A 25,313-nucleotide genomic window follows, 5' to 3' on the forward strand; every position below is an offset into this window, starting at 1 on the left:
CCCATAAGCCCGACGCGCCCGGATGATCCCGCACCGGCGGAGCGATGGGCTCCCGGACAAGCCCGGAACGACGGCGAGGTTCCTCGCGTCATTCCGGCCGGAAGGGTTCAGCCCCCGGCCAGCACCCGCTTCGCCGCCGCCCGCACCGCCTTCTGCGCGTCCTTCAGAGTGGCCTGCAGCACCGCGAAGTCCGGCGAGTTGGCCGCGCGCGCCAGCCGCAGCTTGAGCCCGGCGGGCGAGTTCTTCGGGTCGAACTGGCCGTCGATGGCGAGCTTCACGATCTGGGTGAGGTCCTGCTGCAGGCGGCCGCCTGCGGTGAGCGCCTCGTAGTCGTCGTCGTCGAGAACGCCGAGACGCCGCGCCTCCGCGAGCGCCGCCAGGGTCGAGGCCCGCAGGATCTCCGGGCGCTCCTGAGCGTGAACGAGCTGCAGCGCCTGCGCGGCGAACTCGACGTCAACGAGCCCGCCCGGCGCGTGCTTCAGGTTCCACGGCCCGCCGCCGCCCTTCTCCTTGTCGAGCAACGCCCGCATCTCGCGGACGTCCGCGAGCGCTTTGGTCCTGTCATGGGGCGCGCAGAGCGCGGTCGCGATCGCGCCCTCGACCTTGCGGCGGAACGCCTTCGGCCCGGCGACGACCCGCGCGCGCGACAGCGCCATGTGCTCCCAGGTCTCCGCCTCCTCCGCCTGATAGGTCTCGAACGCCTTCAGCCGCGTCGCGAGCGGCCCGGCGCGGCCCGAGGGGCGCAGCCGCACGTCCACCTCGTAGAGCACGCCCTCGCTCGTGGGCGCGGAGAGCGCCGAGACGAGGCGCTGCGTCAGCCGCGCGAAATACTGGCTCGCGGCGAGCGGCCTCGGCCCGTCGCTCTCCGTCGCCTCCTCGGGGTGGTCGTAGAGCAGGATCAGGTCGAGGTCGGAGGCCGCCGTCATCTCCTCGCCGCCGAGTTTGCCGAGCGCGACCACCGCGGCCGCGCCGCCGGGGACGCGGCCGTGCGCCTTCCGAAGCTCCGTCTCCACCGCCGCGAACAGCGCCGTCGTCAACGCGTCCGCGATGCGCGAGAACGCGGCCGCGGCCTGCTCCACAGGCACGACACCCGCCGCCACCCGCAAGGCCACCAGCGTCTTGAGCTCCTGCCCCGCGATGCGCGCCCGGTCGAGCAGGTCTTCGTAGGAGCGCGCCTCGGAAAGCGCGTCCGCAATCCGGGCGTCGAGCTCCGCCCGGTCCGGCAGATGGCCGAAGAAGGCCGGGTCCGTCAGCGCGTCGAGCACCCGCGGCCGGCGCGCGAGCGTCTCGCCGAGCTTCGGCGCGGCGCCCAGCACGTCGGCGAGCAGTTCGAGGATGTTCGGGCTGGCGCGGATGAGCGCGAGCAGCGCGACGCCCGACCGCGTGCGCTCCAGAGCCTTGTCGAAGGCGAACAGCGCGGCGTCGGGACGGCCGGATCTCGAGAAGGCCACCAGCATGGCGGGCACGAGTTCGGTCAGGAGTTCCCGGGCGCGGGCGGAGCGCATGGCCTCGTAGCGGCCGTGGTGCCAGCCCCGCACGATGGCGGAGACCGACGACGGCTCCGCATAGCCCAAACCTTTCAGCGTCGCGAGCGTGCCGGGGTCGTCCGCCTCGCCGGTGAAGACCAGGTTGCCGACGTCGGCGGCGAGCGGCGGGGCGTCCTCGAACAGCTTGGCGTAGTGCCTCTGCACCGTCTTGAGGCGCTTCGTCAGCGCCTTCGCGAAAGCGTCGCGGGAAGCGAAGCCCGCGAAGCGGGCGAAGGCCGCAAGCCGCTCCGGGTCCTCCGGCAGGGAGTGGGTCTGCGCGTCGTCGACCATCTGCAGCCGGTGCTCGATCGTCCGCAGGAAGCCGTAGGCCTCGCCCATCTCGTCCCGCGCCGCATCGGTGATCCAGCCGGCCTCGTTAAGCTTCGCGAGGCCCTCGATGGTCCCGCGCGTCTGCAGCTCGGGGTCGCGTCCGCCCGCGACGAGCTGCTGGGTCTGCACGAAGAACTCGATCTCCCGGATTCCGCCGCGGCCGAGCTTGAGGTTGTGGCCCTCCACCGCGATCGCGCCGTGACCCTTGTGGGCGTGGATCTGGCGCTTCATGGCGTGGATGTCGGAGATCGAGGCGTGATCGAGCGAGCGGCGCCAGATGAAGGGCCGCAGCTCCTTCAGGAAGGACCCGCCGGCCGCCCGGTCGCCGGCGACCACGCGGGCCTTGATCATGGCGGCCCGTTCCCAGTTCTGGCCGACCGTCTCGTAGTACGACATGGCCGCGTCGCGGGAGAGCGCGACCGGCGTCGCGCCGGGATCGGGCCGCAGGCGCAGGTCGACGCGCGCGACGTAGCCGTCCGCCGTGCGCTCCTGCAGCAGCTTGGTCATGCTCTGGGTGACCCGGACGAACAGCGTGACCGCTTCCTCGCCCGCGGCCACCGGCGCGACCAGCGGGTCGAAGAACACGACGAGGTCGACGTCGGAGGAGTAGTTCAGCTCGCGCGCGCCGAGCTTGCCCATCCCGAGCACGAACAGCCCGGAGCCCGTCTCGGGATCCGCGATGTCCGGGAGGCGCAGCTTGCTCGAGGCCGCCGCCTCCCGAAGCGCGAAACGCAGCGCAGCGCCAATCGCCGCGTCCGCGACGTCGGACAAGGCGCGGGTGACCTCGGCGCAGCCCCACAGTCCGCCGAGATCGGCGAGCGCGATCAGCAGCGCCGCCTCCGCCCGGCCCCGACGCAGCGTGCGCGCCAGAGCGGCGCGCTCGTCGCCTGACGTGGCGGCCGCCGTGAAGCTTTCGACGATCTCGGTCAGCCGCCGTTCCGGCTCGGCCTCGAACAGCGCCGCGACGCGGTCGGGATCGCGCAGAATCAGGCCCCAGAGGAACGGCGAGCCGTCCGCGACGGCCTCGAGCAGAGCCTGGGCCTGGGCCGAGGACGCCGCCTCCGCGAGCGCCGGCGCGTCGCGCAGCAGCGCGGCGACCGCGGCGCGCGCGGCCTTCGGATCCGCCGGCCTGGTCGCGGGCGCGAGCCTCGCGGCGAGCGCGCGGTCGTCCTGCATAGCTGCGGGCGCGGCCGTCTTGCGTGCGGTCATCGCCTGTCCTCCCTTTCGCGCGACCTTAGCAGCCGGGCGCCCGAGCGAGACATAGCCAAAGGCGTGATTGCGGATGGCGGACGCTACTCCGCGGCCTGGGCGCCGGCGTTCGCCGCGGGCGCGGGCAAGACCGGAGGGGCCGGCGGCGGCAGCGCCTGCGTCTGGATCGGCAGGGTGAGGACGGCCCGCAGGCCCGGTTCGTTGTCGGCCAACGTCAGCGCGCCGCCATGGAGCCGGGCGACCGCGGACACCAGCGCAAGGCCGAGACCGGACCCCGGCCGCGAGCGCGAGGTGTCCAGCCGCACGAATCGCTCGACCGCGCGGGCCTTGTCGGCGTCGGGTATCCCGGGGCCGCGATCGGCGACCACGATGCGCGCGAGGTCGCCGTCGCCGTGGGCGGTCACCCGCACCTCGCCGTTGGAGCCGCCGTAGTTCAGGGCGTTTTCGATCAGGTTCGCCACCGCCTGGCCGATCAGCTCGCGGTTGCCCAGCGCCTGGATCGGCTCCGGCGTCTCGACGAGCAGCGCGACGCCGCGCTCCTCCGCCAGCGGCTCGTAGAGCTCGGCCACGCTGCCCGCGATGTCGGCGAGGTCGACCGCGGCGAGCTGGTCGCGGGCGCCGCCGGATTCGGCGCGGGCGATCAGCAGCAGCGCGTTGAAGATGCCGAGCATCGCGTCGGTGTCGGCGATCACCCGCTCCATCGCCCCCGCCCAGTCGTCCTCGCTCCGGGCGTCGCGCAGAGCGGCCTCGGCGCGGTTGCGCAGCCGGTTCAGCGGCGTCTTGAGGTCGTGGGCGATGTTGTCGGAGACCTCCTTCAGCCCCGCCATCAGCTCGTTGATGCGGTCGAGCATGGCGTTGGTGGCCTGGGCGAGGCGGTCGAACTCGTCGTCGGAGCCGGTGACGGCGAGCCGGCCGGAGAGATCGCCGGCCATGATGCCGCGCACCGTGTCGGTCATGGCGTCGATGCGGTTCAGCACCCGCCGCGCGACGAACACGCCGCCGGCGAGGCCGAGCACGATGACGAGCGCTAGCGACCACTGCACCGCGTTCGCGATGACGCCGGAGAGCCGCTCGCGCTCCTCGGTGTCGCGGCCGACGAGCAGGCGGTAGCCGCCGGGCAGCACGAACACCCGCACGACCGCGGGATAGGGCGCGACCGCGGTCTCGCCCGCGCGCTGGTAGGGCAGCTCCCGCTCGCCCTGCTCCGCGAGCGCCGCGTCCGGCAGGCCCACGACGTTGCCGGCCAGCACGTCGCCGGCGAAGGTGGTGAGGAGATAGAGCGTGCCGGCGCCGCGGTTGGAGCGCTCCTCCACCGTCGCCACCAGCTTGCGGATGCCGCCCTGGCGGTACTGCTCGGCGAGGCCGGTGATCTCGGCGTTGACGGTGGCGTTGAGCTGCGCGGCGATCAGCGCATTCGCGTGCCACGACACATAGGCCAGCACGACGACGGAGAGCGTCGCGAACACGACGAGATAGGCGAGCGCCAGCCGGAAGGCCGTGGTGCGGAGTAGCTTACCGAGCGCCGTCACGTATCACGTACCCCGCTCCGCGCACGGTGTGCAGCAGCGGCTTGTCGAAGCCCTTGTCGATCTTCGAGCGCAGCCGCGAGACGTGCACGTCGATGACGTTGGTCTGCGGGTCGAAATGATAGTCCCAGACGTTCTCGAGCAACATGGTGCGCGTGACGACCTGGCCAGCGTTGCGCATGAGGTACTCCAGCAGCCGGAACTCGCGGGGCTGGAGCACGATTTCCTGGCCGGCGCGCGCGACGGTGTGCGACAGCCGGTCGATCTCGAGATCGCCGACCTTGTACACCGTGTCGCCGGCGCCCGCCGCGCCGCGCCGCGCGAGCGCCTCGACGCGGGCCAGCAGTTCGGCGAAGGCGTAGGGCTTGGTGAGATAGTCGTCGCCGCCGGCGCGAAGCCCGTCGACGCGATCATCGACCTGGCCGAGCGCCGAGAGGATCAGGACCGGCGTCGTCGCGCCCTCGGCGCGCAGCCGGCCGATCAGCGACAGGCCGTCGAGCTTCGGCAGCATGCGGTCGACGACCAGCACGTCGTAGTTCGACGCGGACGCAAAGGCGTAGCCGTCGAGGCCGTCCGCCGCGTGGTCGGCCACATGGCCGGCCTCGGTCAGGGCCTTCACGACATAGGCCGCCGCTTCGCGGTCGTCTTCGACGATCAGGAGCTTCATGGCCGTGGTCATGGCGCGCCTTTCGGGCCGCCGCAAGCGCGTTCGCGAGCGCTGGCCCAGAACCTTGAACGGGGGTGAGAAAAAGGACCCTCCGGAGGAAGAGGGGTCGAGAACCTCCGGAGGGCCTATCGGCGACGAGGGGCGGACGGTCACGGGACACAACCGTCCGCCGGTCGCCTGCGGAAGACCCAAGCGTCGTCGACGGGGGGCGACTGACGCCTCGGGTCCCCGCGTCAGACGCGGGACTTATCCGCGGCCGATCTCGATGGCGACGAAGCGGGTGGCGTCGCCGCGCTTGACGCGGAGCAGCACCGACTTCTTGCCGCCCTTCTGGGCGGCGTCGAGCGAGGCGGTCACGTCGCGCGCGCTGGACACCTCGCGGTCGCCGACCTGCAGGATGAGGTCGCCGGACTCGAGCTTGCCGGCGGCCGAGCCGTCGTCGTCGACGCCGGTGACCACGAGGCCCTTGTCGCCGGAACCCGCGACTTTCGACGCCGGCGTCACCTGGATGCCGAGCTTGACGTTGGCCGAAGGCTCCCCGCTGTCCTCGTCGTCCTGGGTCTTGAGCGACGCCTCCTGGGTCTCGGGCAGCTTGCCGAGCGTGAGCTCGGTCGTCTGCTCGCGGCCGTCGCGCCAGTAGGTGAGCTGAACCTTGGTGCCGGGCGCCATGCCGCCGATCTTGCGCGACAGGTCGCGGGCGGCCTCGACGGTCTCGCCGTTGACCTTGAGGATCGTGTCGCCGGACTTCAGGCCGGCCTGCTCGCCGGGGGTGCCCTTCTGGGCCTCCGCGACCAGCGCGCCTTCCGCCTTCTTGAGGCCGAGGCTGTCGGCGATGTCCTCGGTCACCGGCTGGATCTGCACGCCGATGTAGCCGCGGGCGACCTTGCCTTCCGACTTCAGCTTCTGGACGATGTCGGACGCCACCTCCGACGGGATCGAGAAGGCGATGCCGACGTTGCCGCCGGACGGGGAGTAGATCGCGGTGTTCACGCCGACCACTTCGCCCTTCAGGTTGAAGGTCGGGCCGCCGGAGTTGCCGTGGTTCACGGCGGCGTCGATCTGCAGGAAGTCGTCATAGGGCCCGGCGCCGATGTCGCGGCCGCGGGCCGAGACGATGCCGGCCGTCACCGTGCCGCCGAGGCCGAACGGGTTGCCGACCGCGAGCACCCAGTCGCCGACCTTGGTGTCCTTGGCGCTGTCGAACTTCACGAACGGGAAGTCCTTCTTCGCGCCGTCGATCTTGAGCAGCGCGAGGTCGGTGCGGCTGTCGGTGCCGACCACCTTGGCCTTCAGCGTGTCGCCGCCGTCGGTCAGCACTTCGACGTCCTGGCCGCCCTGCACGACGTGGTTGTTCGTCACGACATAACCGTCGGCCGAGATGAAGAAGCCCGAGCCCTGCGACATGCCGAACTTGCGGGGCGAACGCTTCGGACCGCCCTGGCCTTCGCCCTGCTGTCCGAACTGCTTGAAGAAGCGCTTCAGCGGGTGGTCGTCGGGAAGCTGGTCGAGGCCGGGGATCGAGCCGGGACCGGACTGCGGTCCGCTGTCGTCGCCGCCGGCGACCTTGGTCGGGTCGACGCCCTTCACGCGCACGCTCACCACCGCGGGCTTCACCCGCTCGATGATGCCCGAGAAGCTCGGGAGCGCCGGCGCGGGAGCCGGGTTGATTTCGGTCGATTGCGCGAAGGCCGGCGCGACGGCGGTCGTCAGCGCCTGGCCGCCCAGCGCGCCGGCGACGCCCAACGCCAGCGCGGAAACGAGAAGGGTCTTGCGGCCGCGCATCCGGAAGCCGCGCGGCGTCTTGGTGGTGAAGTCCGGTTCAGTCGACATCGTGAGCGTCTCTCCGCAGAGGTGATCCTGCAGGGCCATATGGGCCTTCGGAGAGAGACATTCAGCCCGTTCGCCTTACGCGATCCTGTCGGGCGGATGAATTGTGCGTAAGCCGTGAAATCGCCTTGATTCAAACGGTCCGCGAGGCGTCGCGGTCTTCGGCGAGCAACACCTCCAGCCGCGCGCGCTCGTCCGCGGTCAAGGCGTCGGCGGGCGCGTCGCGCCGGCGCGAGCGGAGAGCCCAGACCAGATAGCCCGCGAGCCCCACGACCAGCACGCCCGGCGCGAACAGCCAGAGCAGCGCGGTGTCCGTGCGGAAGCGCGGCTTCAGCAGCACGAACTGGCCGTAGCGATCGACAAGGAAATCGAGGACCTGGGCGTCGCTGTCGCCGCCCTTGATCCGCTCCCGCACCAGCAGCCGCAGGTCCTTGGCGAGTTGGGCGTCGCTGTCGTCGATCGACTGGTTCTGGCAGACCATGCAGCGCAGTTCGTAGCTCAGCGCCCGCGCGCGGGACTCGAGCGCCGGGTCGGCGAGCTCCTCGCCCGGCTGCACGGCGACGGCGGGCGACAGGGAGAGCGCGAGGACCAACGCCGTCATCCCGGCCGCAGCGCAGCGGAGAGCCGGGATCGTCTTCCGCACGCGGCGTCCACCAGGCGCCTGCGCCGGACGACGATCCCGGCCCGGCCTCTGGCCGTCCGGGATGACGAGCTTGCTCACCCTCATTCCGCCGGCTGCATCGCAGGCGAAGGCCGCGCGGCCTTGCGCGGCGCTCCGACCCTGAGGCGGCGGTCGGCGAGCGACAGCAGGCCGCCGAAGGCCATCACGATCGAACCGAGCCAGATCAGCGTGACGAGCGGCTTGTAGGAGATCCGCAGGGCGGTCTTGCCGTCGCCGCGCGCCTCGCCCATCGCCGCGTAGAGCTGCGACACGCCGAAGGTGGCGATGCTCGATTCCGTCAGGTCCATCTTGCGCGCGGTGTAGAGCCGGCGCGCCGGCTCCAGCCGGGCGACCTCGACCCCGCCCTCGCGGACCACGAGTTCGGCCGCGGTCGTGCGGTAGTTCGGTCCCGGACGCTGCTCCACGCCCTGGAACGCGATCTGCCGGCCCGCGAAGTCGATCTGCTCACCCGGCCGCATCGCCAGCACGACCTCGCTCGACCACGCGGTGGCGGCCACGACGCCGAGCAACGTGACGCCCATCCCGGCGTGGGCGAAGGCCCCGCCCCAGCTGGACGACGGCAGGCCCTTGGCGCGCCGGAAGCTTTCGGCCAGCGGCGCGCGGAACAGCTTGGTCCGCTCCATGACCTCGGCGAAGGCGCCCACGATCGCGAACAGCGCGAGGCCGACGCCGAGCGCCGCGAGCGTCGGGCCGCCCTGAACGAAGCCCGCGACCAGCACGGTGGCGAGCACCGCGACGCCGACCGCGCCCACCATGCCGCGCGCCGCCCTCGTGGCGTCGCCGCGCTTCCAGGCGAGCAACGGCGCGAACGGCATCACCAGCATGATCGGCAGCATCAGCGGGCCGAAGGTGTTGTTGAAGAACGGCGGCCCGACCGAGATCTTCTCGCCCGTCGCCGCCTCGAGCGCTAGCGGGTAGAGCGTGCCCACGAAGACGGCCGCGGTGGCGGCGGTCAGGAACAGGTTGTTCAGCACCAGCGCGCCCTCGCGCGACACCGGCGCGAAGATGCCGCCCTGCTTCAGCGCCGGCGCCCGGATGGCGTAGAGCGCCAGGCTGCCGCCGACGAAGACCGCGAGGATGATCAGGATCGCCACGCCGCGCGCGGGGTCGACCGCGAAGGCGTGGACCGAGGTCAGCACGCCGGAGCGCACGAGGAAGGTGCCGAGCAGCGACAGCGCGAAGGTCAGCAGCGCGAGCAGGATCGTCCAGACCTTCAGCGCGTCGCGCTTCTCCATCACGACGGCCGAATGCAGCAGCGCGGTGCCGGAGAGCCACGGCATCAGCGAGGCGTTCTCGACCGGATCCCAGAACCAGAACCCGCCCCAGCCGAGCTCGTAATAGGCCCAGTACGAGCCCATCGCGATGCCGAGCGTGAGAAACAGCCAGGCCATCAGCGTCCACGGCCGCACCCAGCGCGCCCAGGCGGCGTCGACCTTGCCCTCGATCAGCGCGGCGACGGCGAAGGAGAACGCCATCGAGAAGCCGACGTAGCCGATGTAGAGCAGCGGCGGATGGATCGCGAGGCCGGGGTCCTGCAGCAGCGGGTTGAGGTCCTGGCCCTCGAGCGGCGACGGATCTACCCGGGTGAAGGGGTTCGACGTCAGCAGCACGAACAGCAGGAACGCGACCCCGATCATGCCCTGCACGCCGAGCACGTCCGCCTTGAGGCGGTCCGGCAGGTTGCGGCCGAAGGCGGCGACCAGCGCGCCGAACAGCGTGAGGATCAGCACCCAGAGCAGCAGCGAGCCCTCGTGGTTCCCCCAGACGCCGGAGATCTTGTAGATCAGCGGCTTCGCCGAATGGGAGTTCTCGATCACGTTCTGGAGCGAGAAGTCCGAGGTGACATAGGCGTGGGTCAGCGCCGCGAAGGACAGGGCGACGAGCGCGAACTGGCCGAGCGCGAGCGGGCTCGCGAGCCCCATCAGCGCAGCGTCGCGGGCGCGGGCGCCCCACACCGGCAGGACGGACTGCAGCAGGGCGAGCGCCAGCGCCAGCACCAGCGCGTAATGGCCGATCTCAGCGATCACTTGGACGCTCCCGTCGCGGCCGCGGGCGTCGGACCCGGCGCCTGGCCCTCATTCCAGAGCCCCTGCGCCTTCAGGCGATCCGCCACGTCCTTCGGCATGTAGTTCTCGTCATGCTTGGCGAGCACGTTGTCGGCCTTGAAGCCGCCCTCTGGCTGCACGAAGCCCTCGGTCACCACGCCCTGCCCCTCGCGGAACAGGTCCGGCAGCAGGCCGGAGTAGGTCACCGTCATGTCGCTGGCGTTGTCGGTCACGACGAAGCGGACCGTGGAGCCCTCGTGGACGATCGAGCCCTGCTTCACGAGGCCGCCGAGCCGGAAGCGCTGGCCGGGCGTCACGTCCATCTTGGCGATCTCGCTCGGGGTGCGGAAGAACACGATGGTGTCGTCGAGCGCATAGAGCACCAGCGCCGTCGCCGCCGAGAGCACGAGGCCGACCAGCGCGAACAGCGCCATCCGGCGGCGCTTGCGGGACGAGCCGCGGCGGCGGGGCGAGGGAAAAGCGGAGGGCGCGGCGTCGATCGTCATCTCGGTACCCTTTACGCGCCTCGGCCTTCGAGACCAAGCCCGAGGGCCAGCGCCTCCAGCCGGGTCTGGGCCTGCGGATCGGCGGCGAACTTCGCCCGCGCCGAAGCCAGCGCCTCGCGCGCTTTGGCCTCGTCGCCCAGCGCTGTGCGCGACCGCACAAGTTTGAGCCATTCGCCGACGTCGCCGCCGTCGGCCGCGAGCCGTTCGCCCAGACGATCGACCATGCCGCGCACCAGCGCCATGCGCTCTTCGGCGGTGCGGGCGACCTGCGCCTCCTCGGGCGACGGCATCGGCAGCGCCGGCGGCGCGGCGAGCCGCTGGAACTCGTCCCTGAGACCCTCGAGATAGGGCGAATCCGCCGGCGCCTGCACGTAGAGCGGCTTCAGCCGGTTCAGCGCCCCGGCGCGGTCGCCGTCCTGCGCCGCGGCGCGGGCGAGATAGACCGCCGCCTTGATCGAGGGCGGCGCGCTCGCGGCCGCACGCTCGAGGGCGGCGCGGGCGTCGTCGGTGACGACGCCGTCGGCCTTGGCCACCAGCGCCTCGCCGAGATTGGCTTCGCGGTCGCCGGAGGGGCCGAGCAGGCGGATCGCCTGGGCGAAGGCCTCCGCCGCGTCGTCATAGCGGCCCAGCCGCATGTAGATCGGGCCCACCACCGACCAGCCGCGGCCGTCGTCGGGGTTTTTCTCCAGCGCCGCTTCGACGCGCGCGACCATATCGGCGACGTTGTTCCTGTCGACGGGCGCCTGCAGCCGCGCCGCCAGCGGGCGGTCCGGAACATCGGGCCGGCCGAGCGCGCCATAGACGCCCAGCGACACGGCTGGGAGCACCACGAGCGCGATCGCCGCGGCGATCCGGCGGCGACGCACGGCGGCGGCGGAATCCTGCGCCGCGCCGGCCTCCTGCGCCGCCGAGGCCGCGAGCAGGCGCCGGGCGACCTCCGCCCGTGCGGCCTCCGACTCCCGGTCCCCGATCAGCCCGCGCGCGTGGTCACGCCCGAGCTCATCGAGCTGGTCGCGGTAGACCGCCACGTCGCCGTCGCCGGCGCCGGCGTCCGCGGCGGCGCGGCGACGCGCGAGCGGCGCGATCGCCACGAGCGCGGCTGCGCCCGTCATGAGCGCCAGTACGATCCAGAGGGCCATCTTCGGGTCCGTTTCTCCCTGTGGGCCACGACATAACGACGCAAGCGGCCCGCGAGAAGCGACATGGGGTCGCGCCACGGCCGTCCCCGCCGTGGAGTCGTCGAGGTTTTCCGCTCCCTTTTAAAATGACTCCGAACGGGGCTGAAGGCGACGAAAGCTCAGGTTAGGATGGCGCGCAGGCTCTCCCCCCGCCGCATCGTCCCGTGGCCCACGCCGTTGACGACAGAGCATTGACCCTTCACTCGCTGATCGCCCGGTTCCGCCCTCCCCTACCGTCTCTTTCGCTGGAGCCCGCTCCTGCCTTGGCCGACGGCTACGACGTCGTCGTGATCGGAGGCGGCGTGCTGGCGCTCGCCATCGCCCGCGCCTGCGCGCGCCAGGGCGCCGGCGTCGCTCTGCTGGCCCCCGGCGAGATCGCCGCCTCCGCCGCCGAGCGGGCGTTTCCGCTGGTGCGAGGCGTCCATCACGATCGCGCGCGCGCCGAAATCCAGGCCGACGCTCCCGCGCAGCTCGGAAAGCTGGCGCGGCGGCTGTCGCCGTCGCCCTGGCCCGACGTCGTCGGCTGCCTCACGCTCGCGCCCGACGGCCTGACGCTCGAGGCGCTGCGGCGCGCCTCCGCCGCCGCGAAGCCGCTGGGCGCCCGGTCGTGGATGGTGCCGGCCCAAGAGGCGCAGGCCCTGTCTCCCATGCTTCACGACAACGCCGCGCCCGCGCTGTTCGAGCCCGCCGCGACGGTGCTGTGGCCCGACGCCCTCGCCGCGGCGCTCGGACGGGACGCCCGCGCCGCTGGAGCGACCCTGCGCGCGAACGCGCCCGCCATGGCGCTGGCGCGGGACGGCGCGGCCGCGGTCGGCGTCGAGATCGACGGCCGCTTCATCCGCGCCGGCGCGGTCGTGCTGGCCGACGACGCCTCGGCGATCCGGCTCGTGCGGGAGGGGCGCGGACGGCTGTCGCTGATGCGGGACGAGCGGATGACCCTCGTGACGCAGCCGGGCGCGGCGCCGATCGGCGCGGCGCTGGTCGCCGACGATCTCGCGATGGCGCGCGACCTGACCGGCGCGATCACGCTGTCCGGCCCGCTCGGCGCCGAAACGCTCGCCGAGCAGGCGATGCGGCTCGCCCCGTCGCTCGGCCGCCTCGAGATCGCGAGCGCCGAACCCGTGACGGTGTGGCGCGGGGTCGACGGACGCGCTCAGGTGGGTCCGGCCGAGATCGACGGCCTTTGGCTGGCGCTCGGCTTCGGCCGCGACGCGCTGTCGCCGGCGCTGGCGGTCGCCGACCATCTCGCGGCCGAACTTGCGGGTCGCACAGGCGACGCGGCGTTCGAGGCCTTCGCGCCGACCCGTCGCGCCTCCGCGCGCAATCTGGAGTTCGTCCGATGAGCGGCCCCCACCGCCTTCCCGAGACGGCGCCGGCCCGCTTCGGCGCCGCGATCGACCGCACCGAGCCGATCGGCTTCCGGCTGGACGGACGGCCGCGCACGGGCCTCTACGGCGACACGCTGGCGAGCGCGCTGCTTGCGGGCGGGCGGACGGTCTTCGGCCGCAGCCCCCTGCTCGGGCGCCCGCGCGGCCTGACGGCGCTCGGCTTCGACGACGCCGCCGCCTGGGCCGCGGCGGAGGGAGAGCGCGACCTGCGGCCCGCGGACGAGTTGGTCCTCAGCGAGGGCGCGACGTTCCGAACCGTCCCGGCGTGGAGGGCCGGTCCGTCGCTGGCGCTCGGCGCGCGGGCGGGTTTCGGCCCCGAAAGCCGGCTGCCGAGCCTCGGGCGACGGCTGTTCGAGCGCGTGAGCCGGCAGGCGGCGCTGCCGATCGCCACGACGCGGGAGCTTCCTCCCCGGATGGCCGCCCGGTTCGAAAGCTGCGACGTGCTCGTCGTCGGCGCCGGTCTCGCCGGCCTCGCCGCAGCGAAAGCCGCCAGATCCGCAGGGCTCGATGTGCGCGTCGCCGAGGCGAGCCTCCGGCCGGGCGGGCTCGCGGACCTTTACGACGGGACGATCGACGGCCTGCCCGCCGCCGCCTGGGTCGCCCAAACCGCTGGCGACCTGGCGGACGCGGGCGCGCTCTGGCTGGGAACGCGCGCCCTCCAGGTCGACCGCTCCGGCTCGGCCCATCTGCTGGAACGCGTGCGCGGCCAGCTTGGGCTCCTGCGCGTCGCGGCCCAGCTCGTGGTGGTCGCGAGCGGCTGGCGCGAGCGGCCGCTGCCGTTCGCGGACAACGACCGCCCCGGCGTCATGCTGGCGACGACCGCGCGCGCCCTCCTGCGGCGCCACGCCGTGGCGCCGGGCGTGCGGGTGGTGGTCGCGACCACCGGCGACGAGGGCTACCGGACCGCCGTCGACCTGAAGGACGCAGGCGTCGAGGTCGAGATGATCCTGGACGCGCGCGACGACCCGCAGGGGCCGGCGGTCGACGTCGCCAAGGCGGCCGGGGTCTCGATGAGCTTTGCGAGCGTCGCGACCGGGGTCGAGACCGACAAGAGCGGCGAGCGGCTGAAGGCGGTGCGCGCTGCGAACCGCGACGGAGCCGGCTTGGGCGCGCGGACCCTGTTCGCGGACGCGCTCGTCGTGTCGGGCGGGCTTGCGGCCCGATCGGAGCTCGGAGAGGCCGGCGATCGCGTGATCGTGGCCGCGGCCGGCTTCAACGCGCGCGACGCGCTGGCCGGCGGCGCGGCGGCGGGCGCCGAAGCCGCGCGGCGGCTCGAAGTCGGGCTGGCCTCGGCCCCGCCCGTCGCTGAGATCCCCGCGGACGAACCCGACGGCGGCCTCGATCTCTACATGGCGGGGCTGGATGCGCAGGCCGCCCGGACGGCCTTTGTCGATTTCGGCGCCGACGTCACCGCGGCCGACGTGGCGGAGGCCGCGGCGATGGGCGTCGACGGACCGCAGGTCATGGCGCGCTGGCTCGGGCTCGGCCGCGGGCTCGACGGCGGCGGCGCGGCGGCCGGCCTCCCGCAGGCCGCCTTCGGCCGGATCCACGGCGAGGCGCCCTCGCCCGCCGGCCCGGTCCAGGGACCGCGCTGGACGCTGGCGGCGCTGGCCGCCGCCGCAAGCGTCGAACCCTACTGAACAAAAGCGCCTGCGAGGGGTCCCCGCAGGCGCTTTCAAATCATCCGCGCGTCGCGGACGTCAGTCCAGCGGGACCCACCGGCCGCCGGGGCCGCGGCAGGACTCGCCGCGCTCGACCACCGTGCGGTTGCGGAGATAGATTCGGCGCTCGTAGGTGCGGCAGCGATCGTAGCGGGCGCGGGCGTAGGTCGGGCCGACCATCACCGTGCCGCTGTAGCTCTCCGAGCGCCACTCGTAGGGCCGCCCCTCGTCGCCGCGCTCCAGCGCGTCGTATTCGGCCTCTTCGGCGCGCGCCCGGGCGTCGTCGTCGATCGCCGCGCCGATGCGGTTGCCGAGCAGGCCGCCGAGACCCGCCCCGATCACCGTCGCCGCCACGCGGCCGCTGCCGCCGCCGATGGTGGAGCCGATGAGGCCGCCGCCGACCGCGCCCGCCACCGTGCCGAACCCCTCGCCCTCGCGGCCAGGGCCGCAGGCCGCCAGCGAGAGCGCGAGAACGCCTGCGGCCGCAAGGGCCGCCGCCTTCGAAAACAACATGAAACCTCCCCGTTCGCCGCCGAATCAGCCCCCTCGAGCGGTCCGGCGGGACGTGCAGTGAAACGGTGGATTTGGGCGAAACCGGGGACGGAGCGGTCAGACGCCCGGCAGCAGGAGATCGCAGCGCAGGCCGCCGAGCGGCGCGCGGCCGAGCGTGAAGCGGCCGCCGTAAAGCCGGGCGAGATCGACGACGATGGCGAGCCCAAGTCCCGAGCCGGGCTTGGTCTCGTCCAGCCGCCGGCCGCGCTCCAGCACCGCGGCGCTCTGCTCGTCGGCGAGGCCCGCCCCGTCGTCGTCCACGACGACCCGGAGCGTGGCGCGGCCGCCGGGCAGCCGCTCGCCTTCGGCGACAGCGATCGCGACGCGCGAGCCGGCCCACTTGCAGGCGTTGTCGACGAGGTTGCCGACCATCTCCTCGAGGTCCTGCTTCTCGCCGCGGAAGCGCAGACCCTCGGCGACGTCGACGTCGATCGCGAGGTCGCGCTCGCGGTGCACCTTCGCCATGGTGCGGGCGAGCGCCTCCACCACCGGCTTCACGGGCGTCGTCTCGCCCGCGAAGGCCACGCCGGCGGCGAGGCGCGCCCGTTCCAGATGGTGGTCGATCTGGCGCTGCATGATCGCCGCCTGCTCGCGCACCTTGTCGGCGAACGGCCCGTCGCCGACCGCGGCCTCGTTCTTGATGACCGACAGCGGGGTCTTCAGGCCGTGCGCGAGATTGCCCACATGGGTGCGCGCCCGTTCGACGATCTCGCGGTTCGACTCCAGCAGACCGTTGAGCTCCACCGCGAGCGGCGCGATCTCCTCCGGGAAGGCGCCGTCGAGCCGGGAGCGCTCGCCGCCGCGGATCTCCGCGAGCTGCTGGCGGATGCGGACGAGGGGGCGCAAGCCGAAGCGGACCTGGAAGCCGGTCGTCACCACGAGGCCGAGACCCAGCAGCAGGAAGCTCACCAGCAGCGCGACGTTGAAGTCGGCGATGTCGTCGTCGATCTCGGTGGCGTCGCCGGCGATCGCGATGAGGTAGCGCCCATCCTGCCCAAGGTCGATCGTCCGCTCGACCACGCGGAGCCGCTGCCGCTCGGGCCCCTGCGCATAGCCTTCGCGGGTGCCGACAAGCGTCTCCTCGATCCCGAGATCCGCCAGGCGGGGCAGCTGCTCCTCGAACAGCGACTTCGAGGTGGTCGCCTCGGGGGGATCGCGGTCGATGCGGGTGATCTGCCAGTACCAGCCGGACAGCGGCAGCTCGAACCGCGGCTCGCCGAAGGAACCGGGGTCCTCGCGGTCGAAGGCGCCGGCGGCGACCGCGCCGACGAGCGTCTTGAGGTAGACGTGAAGACGCTGGTCGAAACCGCGTTCGACCGAGCGGGTGTAGTAGGACGACAGCGTGACGCCGCCGATCAGCAGCATGGCGAGCGTCCACAGCGCCGCCGAGCCGAACAGGCGGGCGGCGATGGACGCGGTCTTACGCCGCCGGAGTTCCGGCGCCGCGCCTTCACGCGTCGAGGCGCCGTCCGCCGCGGCGTCGGCCGGCGCGCCGTCCTCGGCGCGCGCGGTCATGCGGTCTCGGGCGCGAGCAGCAGATAGCCCAGCCCGCGCACCGTCTGAATCGCGTCGGAGCCGAGCTTCTTGCGCAGCCGGCCGACGAACACCTCGATGGTGTTGGAGTCGCGGTCAAAGTCCTGATCGTAGAGATGCTCGACCAGTTCGGTCCGCGACACGACCCGGCCCTGGTGGTGCATCAGATAGGCGAGCAGCCGGTACTCATGGCTCGTCAGCTTGATGGCGTGGCCGTCGATGGTGACGCGGCCGGCGCGGGTGTCGAGCCGGATCGGCCCGCACAGCAGCTCGCTGGACGCGTGGCCCGTGGCGCGGCGCAGCAGCGCGCGCAGGCGGGCCAGAACCTCCTCCATGTGGAACGGCTTCGCCACGTAGTCGTCGGCGCCGGCGTCGAAGCCCTGCACCTTGTCCGACCAGCGATCGCGCGCGGTGAGGATCAGCACCGGAGTCGTGCGGCCATCGCGACGCCACTGCTCCAGCACGCTGATGCCGTCCATCTTCGGAAGGCCGATGTCGAGCACGATGGCGTCGTAGGGCTCGGTGTCGCCGAGGAAGTGGCCCTCCTCGCCGTCGAAGGCGCGGTCGACGGCGTAGCCCGCCTCTTCGAGCGCGGCGACGATCTGGCGGTTCAGGTCGGGATCGTCCTCGACGACGAGCAGGCGCATGACGTTTCCTCGAAAGGCTTCAAGCGACGCGTTCTAGCGCACGTTCACGAGTTTGCCCGTGCCGGCGTCGACGCGGGCGCGGGCGACCTTGCCGTCGGCGTTGAGCAGGGTGAGATCATAGGTCAACAGCCCGCCGACGTCGCAGAGCTTGTAGTCAATCACCTCGCCGTCCCACGCCTCGCGCGCGGCGCGCGCCGCCTGGGCGAGCGTCACCGCGCGCTTCGAGCCGATGGCGCCGCGGGCCTCGCGCGCCGAGAGGCATTCGCCCCGCGCGGCCTTGCGGGCGCCGTCGTCGTCGCGCTCGCGGCGCGGGCGGTCCTCGGGCGGGGGGGCGGGGCGACGGGCGGGGGCGATCTGCAGATATTCCGTCTGCGGAGGGGTTTCGCCCTCGCGCAGCGGCGTGACGCGCTTGTAGAGCCCGGGGGGCGGTCCGTCGTTCTCCTGGCCGGGCGGCCGGGGCGGCACGATCTTGAGCTGTTCGTCCGCCTGCGGCGCCGGCACCAGTATCGTGCCCGGCACGGAGCCCGCGCGCGGCTGGTCGTCGGCTGCGGCCGGAGCCGCGCCGAGGCAGACCGCCAGCGCCAGAAGCACGGCTTGGGCTACGCGAAACGACGTCATGACCGCTTATATGCCCCGGACGCCCTGAACCCGCGATGAATGCGGGCTCTTCGACGCCGCTCTCGGTCGTAAAGTGGGCGGGCCCCCGGGTCCGGCAAGCGCCCGCGTCACCGCTCGCCGCCGCGCTCCAGCCGGTCGAGCCGGTCGTTGAGCCGGTCGAACGCCCGCCCTTCCGCCTCGCGACGGGAGAGGAGATCGTCCCGCGCCGCCCGCCGGTCGTCGGCGTAGGCGCCTTTGAACTCGGCGAAGGTCGACAGCGGCGTCGCCGCGAGATCGAGCCGCAGCACGTCGCGCTCCAGCCGCGCGAGCGCGTCGTCAATCGGGCTTTTCGCGAGTTGCCCGCCGGCCACCGCGAGCGCCAGCACCACGCCCATCGCCGAGACGATCGTGGCCCAGGGCGTGCGCGAGCGTTCGTCGAGCTTGGCGCCGAGCCCTGAAAGTTGAGCGGAGACCTCGCCGATCCGGCCGCTGAACAGCTGGTTGAGGTCCTGCACCATGCGCTCGAGCCCGTAGACTCGCTGCTCGAGCGCGGCGAAGCTCGCGTCGTCGGGGAGCGCCCGGCGCGCCTGCTGCGGGGCGGTCACGGCGCGCGCCTCACGCCAGCGGGCGAGTGGTGGTCTCGCGGCCGAACCAGGCGTAGGCCGCGCCGGCGAGCGAGAGCAGAGTCGCGACCACCGTGGCCGCGTCCCCTTCCGCGATCTCGACGCCGGAGAGCCGTCCGAGCGCGACCAGCAGCGGCGCCCCAGCCGCGATCACGATGCCGCGAAGGGTCTGGCTCTCGAAGCGGGAGACGGGCGTGAGCGCCGGCGCGAGCCGCGGGTCGGCGGCGACCCGCTCGGCCACGCGCCGCGCCTCCGACTGCGCCTGATCGAGCGTCGCGCGCTCGGCCAAGGCGGCTTCTGCGGCCTCCGCGACGACGTCCGCGAGCTTGGTTCTGGTGATGGCCGTCCTGGCTTTCAGCGTCATGGGATCCTCCGTCAGGCTTCGTTGAGGGACAGCTCGCCCGCCGCCGTCGAGGCGACGCGGCCGCGCGCGGGCGCCGGCGCCGTCTTCGGCCAGCGCACGGCGAGCAGGCGGGCCTTCGCGATCCAGCTTTCGGTGACGGCGTTCGACTGGTTGCCGCCGAGCACGCGCAGCCGCGTCGCGTCCTCGCCGACGTAGAAGCCGACGTGGCCGCCGGTTCCGCGGGAGAACACGAGGATCGCGCCCGGCGACGGCGTCGCGAGACCGACGCCGAACTGCGCCCAGCCCCGCGCCCAGAGCGCGTTCGCCGGCAGCGGCTCGTCGGGCAGCGTCGCGGCGATCTGGGCGTGGACGAAGGCGCCGCACCACGGCGTGTCGTCGTCGCGGTACCAGTCCGCGATCGCCCGGCCCCAGCGCAGGATCGTGGCGTTCGATCGCGCGCCGGCGATCTCCGAGAGCCCCATCCACCGCCGCGCCTCGGCGAGCCAGACCGGCTCGGCGGGGGTCGCAGGCGTCGCGGACAGGCGCGCCACGGTCGCGGCGTCGGCGAGGCCGGTGGCGGGGAGCCCCTCCCGCGTCTGGAAGGCGATCACCGCCGCCCGGGTGAGGCGTCCGAAGATCCCGTCGAGAGGGCCGGGCGCGAAGCCGCGCTGCCTGAGCGCGCGCTGGAGGTCGAGAACCGTCATGGGCGTTCCCTCACATCGCATAGGAGATGATCACGCAGGCGCCCGCCGCGCCGGCGCCGCCCGCGCCGGAGCCCGCGGCCGGTCGGCCCGCTCCGCCCCCGCCGCCTCCACCGCCGCCGGCTCCGCCCTCGCCGCCCGCGCCCGCGGCGCTGGTCGGGTGCGATCCGCCGCCGCCGCCTCCGCCGCCCGCGCCGCGCGCCCAGGCTCGCGCCGTCCCCGCGCCGCCCGCCGTGGCGGCGGCCCCCGACGCGCCGCCCGTGGACTGGCGCAGGGTCGAGCCGATGACGAAGCCCGTGGCCCCCGCGCCGCCGACGAAGCCGGACGCGGTGGCGCTGGTCGGCAGGCCGCCGCCCCCGCCGCCGCCGCCCGGCCCCGAGGGCGCGACGGCGTTGGACGCGCCCGCGCCCGCGCCCGAGATCGAGCCGGCGCCGCCCGCGTTGGAGGCGCCGCCTGCGCCGGACCCACCCGCGCCGCCGGCCGCCGCGCTGGACGAGCCCCCGACGCCGCCGGACCCTCCCGGCACGCGCAGAGCCTGCAACGACGCGCCCGAGCCGTTCAGCCGGAAGGCGCTGACGCCGCCGTCGCCGCCGGCCCCGCCCGATCCTGACGAACCGGCCGCGACGCCCGCGCCGGCGGTCCCGCCCGCACCGACCACGACGCCGCAGTCGGTGGTGATCTCGTCGCCGAGGAACTCCATGGCCGCGACGGCGCCCGCCCCGCCGCCGCCCCCGCCGCCGCGCGCGGCGGTCGCGTCGCCGCAGGCCCCGCCTCCGCCGCCGCCGCCTCCGCCGGTGAGCAGCACGACGACGCGGCCGGCCCAGGCGGGCTTCGTCCAGCTGGCGTTCGCCGTCAGCACGTCGACCTGCGCGCGCTGGGGCGAACGGGCGAAGCTCGCGACGCCCGTCGCCCCGGCGATCTCCAGCGCCGTCGTCCAGCTCGCCCCGTCCGCCGAAACCTTCAGCGCCAGCGCGTCCGAGCCGATCAGGCCGAACTCAGCCCGCCCGCCGTAGGCCGTCTGCAGCAGCAGGCTGGCGGTGTCGGCGGCGGTCGCCTTGTTGAGCTTGAGCTGCACGCCGGCGCCTGCGTGGGTGAACAGCGCCGCGGCGGAGGCGACCACGAGGCGGTTGACCTCGTCCGCGGTGGCCGAGATTCCCAGCCGCGCCAGCCCGTCGAGGCTCGCAAGCGCACCGACGGCGTTGACCCAGGCGCCGCCGAGCCAGACCACCAGCTCCATCGTCGCCGCGTCGTAGGCGAGCCAGCCGGGCTTCGGCTCCACGAAGGTCCAGGCGCCGTCGAGGAACGCGGCGATCTGGCCGTCGCGCGTCGCCCAGGCGCCGGTCGCGCCGGCGCCCACGATGTGGCGCTCGCCCTCCGCGGGGGCGGACGGCGGCGCCGCGCGGTCCCGGTCGAGCACGCCGAGCTGCACCAGCGCGTCCAGACGCCGGAAGGCCTCGTTGACGGTGACGTGCTTCTGCGCCTGCGACGGCGCGAGATAGCCGAGGCCGAGATGCGGGCTCGCGCTCATGGGGGTCTCCTGAGACGGTCGGAAAACTTCGAGAGAGGCGCTGGCTTTCACCTCTCCCCGGCGGGGAGAGGTGAAAGCCAGCGCTCGGTCGGATGGGAGCGATGAACGTCCCGATGTCAGGCCTCGAAGCGGCCCGCGGCCGGAAGCCCGAGGCCGACGACGGCGGAAAGCTGCCGGACCTCGAAATCGAAGGCCGCGGGCAAGGCCCCGAAGTCCGCGGTCTGGTCGGCGGCGGCGTAAGTGGCCGTCGGCGTGGCGGCCGCGAGCGTGCGGAGCACGGCGCCGGCGCCGTCGAGGATCGCGACCTCGTAGGCCTCGCCGTCCTCAGCCAGCCGCACCTCGCGGGCGTCGAAGTCGTCGCCGCCCACGCGGGCGCGGCGGATCCAGCGCAGCGCCACGTCGCCGCCCGTGGACCGACGCGCGGCCAGCCCCACCGGGGCGAGCGGCCTCAGGCCCCGCGCTCCGGCGCCGACGACGTAGCTTTCGTAGGTCGCGTCGTCCCGCGGTTTGGTGGAGGGGCCCACCCGCCAGGTCACGTCGAGCCCCCGGTCGCCCTCGGGCAGGTTCGAGACCGACGTCGCGGCCGTGATGAGGACGAAAGCGGCGTTTTCGGGCGTGGGCCGACCGATCGCGTCCTCCGTGCCGCACTGCCCGCGCAGAAGCTCCGTCAGCCGCCAGAGGTTCGGCCCCAAAAGCTCCGCCGCACGGAACTGCAGCACCTCCCAGGCGCCCGACGGCCCCTTCACCGCCGCGACGTTGGCGCCCGCGAACAGCGCCGCCTCCGTGACGCTTTCGAGCGCCCGGTCCGGCCCAAGCTCCACCACCAGCGCGTTGGTCCGGTCGAACCGGCCGGAGGCATGGAACCCCAGCGACTGGTCGAGCCGGCCGATGGTCGCCGGCGTCCGCAGGACCTGGTCGAGCGCGAAGCCCGCGCCGTCGCGGGAGCGGTAGACCGCGACCGGCGTCCAGGGCCGGGCGTAGGCGGCGAGCCGCGGCGCATGGGGCGCCTCGTCGCCCGCGATCAGCGGCAGGTCGAGCGCTTCGAACACAGGCGCGACCGGCAGCGCGCCGGCGGGCGGCGGCCGAGTTTCGCCTGCGACCGGCTCTACGTTGCGGGCGTCGGGGTCGGCGCGGGTGGCCTTGGCCGGCCGGACGTACTCGTCGCCGACCTCGTCGAGCCGCATCAGCGTCGTGCGGCCGTGAGCGGTGAAGGTGACGAGGTCGCCCGGCTCCAGCGCGAGACGGCCCGGCGGCAGGGTCCACTCCGCCCGCTCGCGCTGGACCGAGGCCTCGATCAGCATGCCGTCCGCGATCGCCTGCGCCTCGACGGGCGAGAAGGCGATCGGCAGCGAGCGCTCCGCCACCGCGCGCCCCTCGCCGCCCAGCCGCCGGGCCTCGACCGCGCTGGAGCGGTAGTCGAGCGTGGGCTCGACGTAGCGCAGCTTCAGCACCGCCGGCACCTCGGAGGCCTGTGCGCGGGTCAGCCGGAAGGCCGCCTTCCGGTCGCCCGGATCGACCAGGTCGTCCGGCGTCAGCTCGGCCAGCGGCGTGTCCGCGCGGTTGGCGATCTCGATCGCGGCGCCCCGCGCCCGCGCCCGGGCGCCATAGGCCTCCAGCAGCGGCTCGATCGCGTCGCGGGCGCTCATCACCTGATCGAGCGCGTAGCCGCGCACGAGCCCGTCGAGGTTCTGGAGCGCAAGCGGCGCGTCGACGGGCCGTCCGAGATCGGCGACGACGTCGCGCAAGGGGACCTGCCCCAAGCGGCCCGACAGCCAATGCCCGCGCCGCCAGTTGTCGGCGTCGGCCCAGACGTCGCTGCGAACGGGAAACACGGGGAACGGCCGGGCGTCCCAGGTCCAGACGTAGCGCCGGACCGGGTCGATCATCCGCTCGCCGGTGACCTCCGACAACGGGTTGTTCCCGCTCCAGCGGCTCCAGTGCGTGAGCTGCGCCGTGAGATAGGCGCGCTGGGCGAGGTCGTCGCGGCGGCCGTTGGAGAACCACGGCGTCGCGCTTTCCGACGACTTGCCGTCCACGAACACGTTCGGCTGGTTGGCGCCCTTGTCCACGCCCGCGCAGCCGATCTCGCAGAACACGATCGGCTTCGACTGCGGAACCCAGGCCGTGGGCGTCGCCGACCGAACGCCGCCGGGACGGTCGTGGTGCGGGTTCGCCCACCAGTTCCGGAAGTCCTTGACGCGAAACAGCCAGTGCTCGCCGTGGGCCGTGTCGACGATCGGCGTGCGGGCCTGCGCCGCCCGGTCGGCGGGGCTTGCGTAGAACCAGTCGTAGCCCTCGCCGCCTTCCACGTTTTCGTCGAGATAGGCGAGGTCGTACGGGCTTTTGGCGCCGCCAAGGGCGTCGAGATGGCCCGCGCCCTCGCGCCAGTCGGCGAGCGGCACGTAGTTGTCGACGCCGACGAAGTCGATGTTCGGGTCCGCCCACAGGGGGTCGAGGTGGAAATGCACGTCGCCCGTGCCGTCGGCCGGCCGGTGGTTTGAATATTCCGTCCAGTCCGCGCCGTAACCGATGCGGGCGTCGGGCAGCAACGTGCGCGCCTCGGCGGCGAGCGCCCGCAGCGCTTCGACGGCGGGGTAGCTCGACGGCCCGTCGCGGAGCGTCGTCAGCCCCACCATCTCGGAGCCGATCAGGAAGGCGTCGACGCCGCCCGCCTCCTGAGCGATCCGCGCCATGTGCAGCACGAAGCGGCGGTAGGACCACTCGTCCGGCCCGTCGTAGTCCACCGTTCCGTCGTCGTGGTCCCACCCGAAGTCGCTCGCTTCCGCCGCGCCGAAGAACGCCGCCAGGTCGCCCGCGACCGCGGCCGTCCCGTCCGGCGAGCCCATGCGTCCGGGCGCCGGGTGGCAGGTGATGCGCCCGCGCCAGGGATAGGTCGGCTGCTCCGCGGCCCCGTAGGGGTCCGGCAGGCCGTTGCCGGCGGGCACGTCCATCAGCACGAAGGGCGTCAGCATCACCTTGAGGCCGCGGTCGTTCATCTCGCGGATCGCCTGCAGGATCGCCCGGTCCGCCGGTGCGCCGCCGAGCGCGGGGGCGCCGTCGAACTGCGACACCACCTCGACCTCATCCCGCTTGCGGCCCGAGACGCGCCAGCTCCACGGCCGCGTCGGCTTGTCCGCGGTCTCGACCTTGGGGCGGATCGCGCAGTGGCCGACCCGCAGGTCCGCGCCGTGCCAGGCCACGATCAGCGAGACGCAGGACGCCTCGGGCGCCGCGGTCTCCAGCTCGTCGAGCGCGACCAGCAGGTCGGCCTTCTCGGCGCCGGTGTGGACGTTCTCGGAGGCCCAGGCGCCGAAGGCGACGCGGCGCTCCACCGGCTCGGTCGCATAGGCGAATTCGGCCGCGCCGGGGATCAGCGTCACGCCGGTGACGAGGTCCTCCAGCGCCGGCTCCTCGGACGGCGGGCGGCGAAGCACCTCCACCGTGATCTGCGGCACGCGGTTGCCGAAGTCCTCGAGCGGCAGCTCCTCGAACACGAGATAGGCGAGCCCGCGGTAGGCCGGCGCGAAGTCCGCGCCCTCGACCGCGACGATCTTGGGGTCCGGCTCCTGGTCCTCGCTCCCTCGGTAGAGCCGGATTTCGACGTCGTCCTTCGCGATCTCCCGCCCGTCCGCCCAGATGCGGCCGATCCCGTCGATCGGGCCTTCGCAGAGGCCTAGCGCGAAGCTCGCGTAATAGGCGTAGGTCGTGACCTCGGCCTTAGGGCCGCCGCCCTTGCCGCCCGAGCTTTCGGTGTTCGCGTCCTCCCGGAAGCGCGCGGCCCAGATGACCTGACCGCCGAGGCGCATGCGCCCGTAGAGCCGCGTCACGGCCGCGCCCTCGGTGGAGGCGGTGACGCGCAGGTCGTCGAGCCGCGGGCCCTTGGTCCGCTGCGTCGTCCCGAACAGCGCCTGGTCGAGCGCGGAGCCCGCCAGCCCGCCGATCGCCGAACCGATGGCCGCGCCCGACAGCGTGGCGCCGAGCAGGGTGATCCCCGTCGGCAGCAGCGAGCCGCCGATCGCGGCCCCGATCGCGGTGAGCGCAAGCACGGCCATGGCGGGGTGTCCTGGGGTTAGGGCACGAGGGAATTGACGCGCGCGCCCTTCCCTTCTCCCCTGCGGGAGAAGGTGGCCGGCGGCGCAAGCCGCCGGCCGGATGAGGGGCCGCCTGGACATCCTCGACGAGGCCGGAGGACGTCCCAGACGACCCCTCACCCCAGCCCTCTCCCGCAAGGGGAGAGGGGGCTA

The 25,313-nt window shown here is 73.5% G+C and carries 19 protein-coding genes; 2 read left to right on the top strand and 17 right to left on the bottom strand.

What is annotated here, in order from left to right:
- Nucleotides 1–107 precede the first annotated feature (107 nt).
- The 8 genes from JOD31_RS11560 to ccmI form a co-directional block, all read right to left on the bottom strand.
- Nucleotides 108–3,065 (bottom strand): bifunctional [glutamine synthetase] adenylyltransferase/[glutamine synthetase]-adenylyl-L-tyrosine phosphorylase, encoded by a 2,958-nt coding sequence (locus tag JOD31_RS11560; RefSeq protein ID WP_204950516.1) that lies wholly within the window; start codon nucleotides 3,063–3,065, stop codon nucleotides 108–110.
- Nucleotides 3,066–3,148: 83 nt separating this feature from the next.
- Entirely contained in the window at nucleotides 3,149–4,594 is a 1,446-nt protein-coding gene (locus tag JOD31_RS11565) for a sensor histidine kinase (RefSeq protein WP_204950517.1), read from the bottom strand.
- Entirely contained in the window at nucleotides 4,578–5,270 is a 693-nt protein-coding gene (locus tag JOD31_RS11570) for a response regulator transcription factor (RefSeq protein ID WP_271206173.1), read from the bottom strand. The genes JOD31_RS11565 and JOD31_RS11570 overlap by 17 nt, the downstream gene beginning before the upstream one ends.
- A gap of 234 nt (nucleotides 5,271–5,504) precedes the next feature.
- Complete coding sequence (locus tag JOD31_RS11575) at nucleotides 5,505–7,088, bottom strand: Do family serine endopeptidase (RefSeq protein ID WP_246482475.1); 1,584 nt, start codon at nucleotides 7,086–7,088, stop codon at nucleotides 5,505–5,507.
- Between the two features lie 130 nt (nucleotides 7,089–7,218).
- Nucleotides 7,219–7,686, bottom strand: coding sequence for a cytochrome c-type biogenesis protein (locus JOD31_RS11580; RefSeq protein ID WP_204951387.1), 468 nt, complete (start codon nucleotides 7,684–7,686; stop codon nucleotides 7,219–7,221).
- A 122-nt stretch (nucleotides 7,687–7,808) separates the two neighbouring features.
- Entirely contained in the window at nucleotides 7,809–9,794 is a 1,986-nt protein-coding gene (locus JOD31_RS11585) for a heme lyase CcmF/NrfE family subunit (RefSeq protein ID WP_204950519.1), read from the bottom strand.
- Nucleotides 9,791–10,318 carry a cytochrome c maturation protein CcmE gene (gene ccmE, locus JOD31_RS11590; protein WP_204950520.1) on the bottom strand — a complete coding sequence of 176 codons (528 nt, stop codon included), beginning with the start codon at nucleotides 10,316–10,318 and terminating at the stop codon, nucleotides 9,791–9,793. The genes JOD31_RS11585 and ccmE overlap by 4 nt, the downstream gene beginning before the upstream one ends.
- 11 nt (nucleotides 10,319–10,329) lie before the next feature.
- Nucleotides 10,330–11,457 (bottom strand): c-type cytochrome biogenesis protein CcmI, encoded by a 1,128-nt coding sequence (ccmI, locus tag JOD31_RS11595; RefSeq protein ID WP_204950521.1) that lies wholly within the window; start codon nucleotides 11,455–11,457, stop codon nucleotides 10,330–10,332.
- Nucleotides 11,458–11,759: 302 nt separating this feature from the next.
- Here ccmI and JOD31_RS11600 point away from each other — a divergent pair, with 302 nt between their 5' ends.
- Together JOD31_RS11600 and JOD31_RS11605 are read left to right on the top strand one after the other, a co-directional pair.
- Nucleotides 11,760–12,839 carry an NAD(P)/FAD-dependent oxidoreductase gene (locus tag JOD31_RS11600; protein ID WP_204950522.1) on the top strand — a complete coding sequence of 360 codons (1,080 nt, stop codon included), beginning with the start codon at nucleotides 11,760–11,762 and terminating at the stop codon, nucleotides 12,837–12,839.
- Entirely contained in the window at nucleotides 12,836–14,524 is a 1,689-nt protein-coding gene (locus JOD31_RS11605) for a 2Fe-2S iron-sulfur cluster-binding protein (RefSeq protein WP_204950523.1), read from the top strand. Before JOD31_RS11600 ends, JOD31_RS11605 begins: the two co-directional genes overlap by 4 nt.
- 60 nt (nucleotides 14,525–14,584) lie before the next feature.
- On the opposite strand, the gene JOD31_RS11610 is transcribed toward JOD31_RS11605, so the two are convergent.
- From JOD31_RS11610 to JOD31_RS11650, 9 genes are all read right to left on the bottom strand, one after another.
- Nucleotides 14,585–15,058 (bottom strand): glycine zipper 2TM domain-containing protein, encoded by a 474-nt coding sequence (locus tag JOD31_RS11610; protein WP_204950524.1) that lies wholly within the window; start codon nucleotides 15,056–15,058, stop codon nucleotides 14,585–14,587.
- Between the two features lie 96 nt (nucleotides 15,059–15,154).
- Nucleotides 15,155–16,612, bottom strand: a complete 1,458-nt coding sequence (locus JOD31_RS11615) for an ATP-binding protein (RefSeq protein ID WP_210341487.1) — start codon at nucleotides 16,610–16,612, stop codon at nucleotides 15,155–15,157.
- Nucleotides 16,609–17,277 (bottom strand): response regulator transcription factor, encoded by a 669-nt coding sequence (locus JOD31_RS11620; RefSeq protein ID WP_204950525.1) that lies wholly within the window; start codon nucleotides 17,275–17,277, stop codon nucleotides 16,609–16,611. Before JOD31_RS11620 ends, JOD31_RS11615 begins: the two co-directional genes overlap by 4 nt.
- 33 nt (nucleotides 17,278–17,310) lie before the next feature.
- Complete coding sequence (locus JOD31_RS11625) at nucleotides 17,311–17,895, bottom strand: PepSY domain-containing protein (RefSeq protein ID WP_204950526.1); 585 nt, start codon at nucleotides 17,893–17,895, stop codon at nucleotides 17,311–17,313.
- 107 nt (nucleotides 17,896–18,002) lie between these two features.
- The gene (locus JOD31_RS11630) at nucleotides 18,003–18,479 is read right to left on the bottom strand and encodes a hypothetical protein (RefSeq protein ID WP_204950527.1); all 477 of its coding nucleotides are present in this window, start codon (nucleotides 18,477–18,479) and stop codon (nucleotides 18,003–18,005) included.
- A gap of 10 nt (nucleotides 18,480–18,489) precedes the next feature.
- The gene (locus tag JOD31_RS11635) at nucleotides 18,490–18,861 is read right to left on the bottom strand and encodes a hypothetical protein (protein ID WP_204950528.1); all 372 of its coding nucleotides are present in this window, start codon (nucleotides 18,859–18,861) and stop codon (nucleotides 18,490–18,492) included.
- An 11-nt stretch (nucleotides 18,862–18,872) separates the two neighbouring features.
- On the bottom strand, nucleotides 18,873–19,544 hold the full coding sequence (locus JOD31_RS11640; RefSeq protein ID WP_204950529.1) for an NlpC/P60 family protein: 672 nt from the start codon (nucleotides 19,542–19,544) through the stop codon (nucleotides 18,873–18,875).
- A 10-nt stretch (nucleotides 19,545–19,554) separates the two neighbouring features.
- Nucleotides 19,555–21,069, bottom strand: coding sequence for a DUF2793 domain-containing protein (locus JOD31_RS11645; protein ID WP_204950530.1), 1,515 nt, complete (start codon nucleotides 21,067–21,069; stop codon nucleotides 19,555–19,557).
- 116 nt (nucleotides 21,070–21,185) lie between these two features.
- Complete coding sequence (locus JOD31_RS11650; RefSeq protein WP_204950531.1) at nucleotides 21,186–25,121, bottom strand: baseplate multidomain protein megatron; 3,936 nt, start codon at nucleotides 25,119–25,121, stop codon at nucleotides 21,186–21,188.
- Nucleotides 25,122–25,313 lie beyond the last annotated feature (192 nt).

Origin of the sequence: Methylopila capsulata (assembly GCF_016907975.1) — a bacterium.
In the GTDB taxonomy this organism is placed as follows: domain Bacteria; phylum Pseudomonadota; class Alphaproteobacteria; order Rhizobiales; family Methylopilaceae; genus Methylopila; species Methylopila capsulata.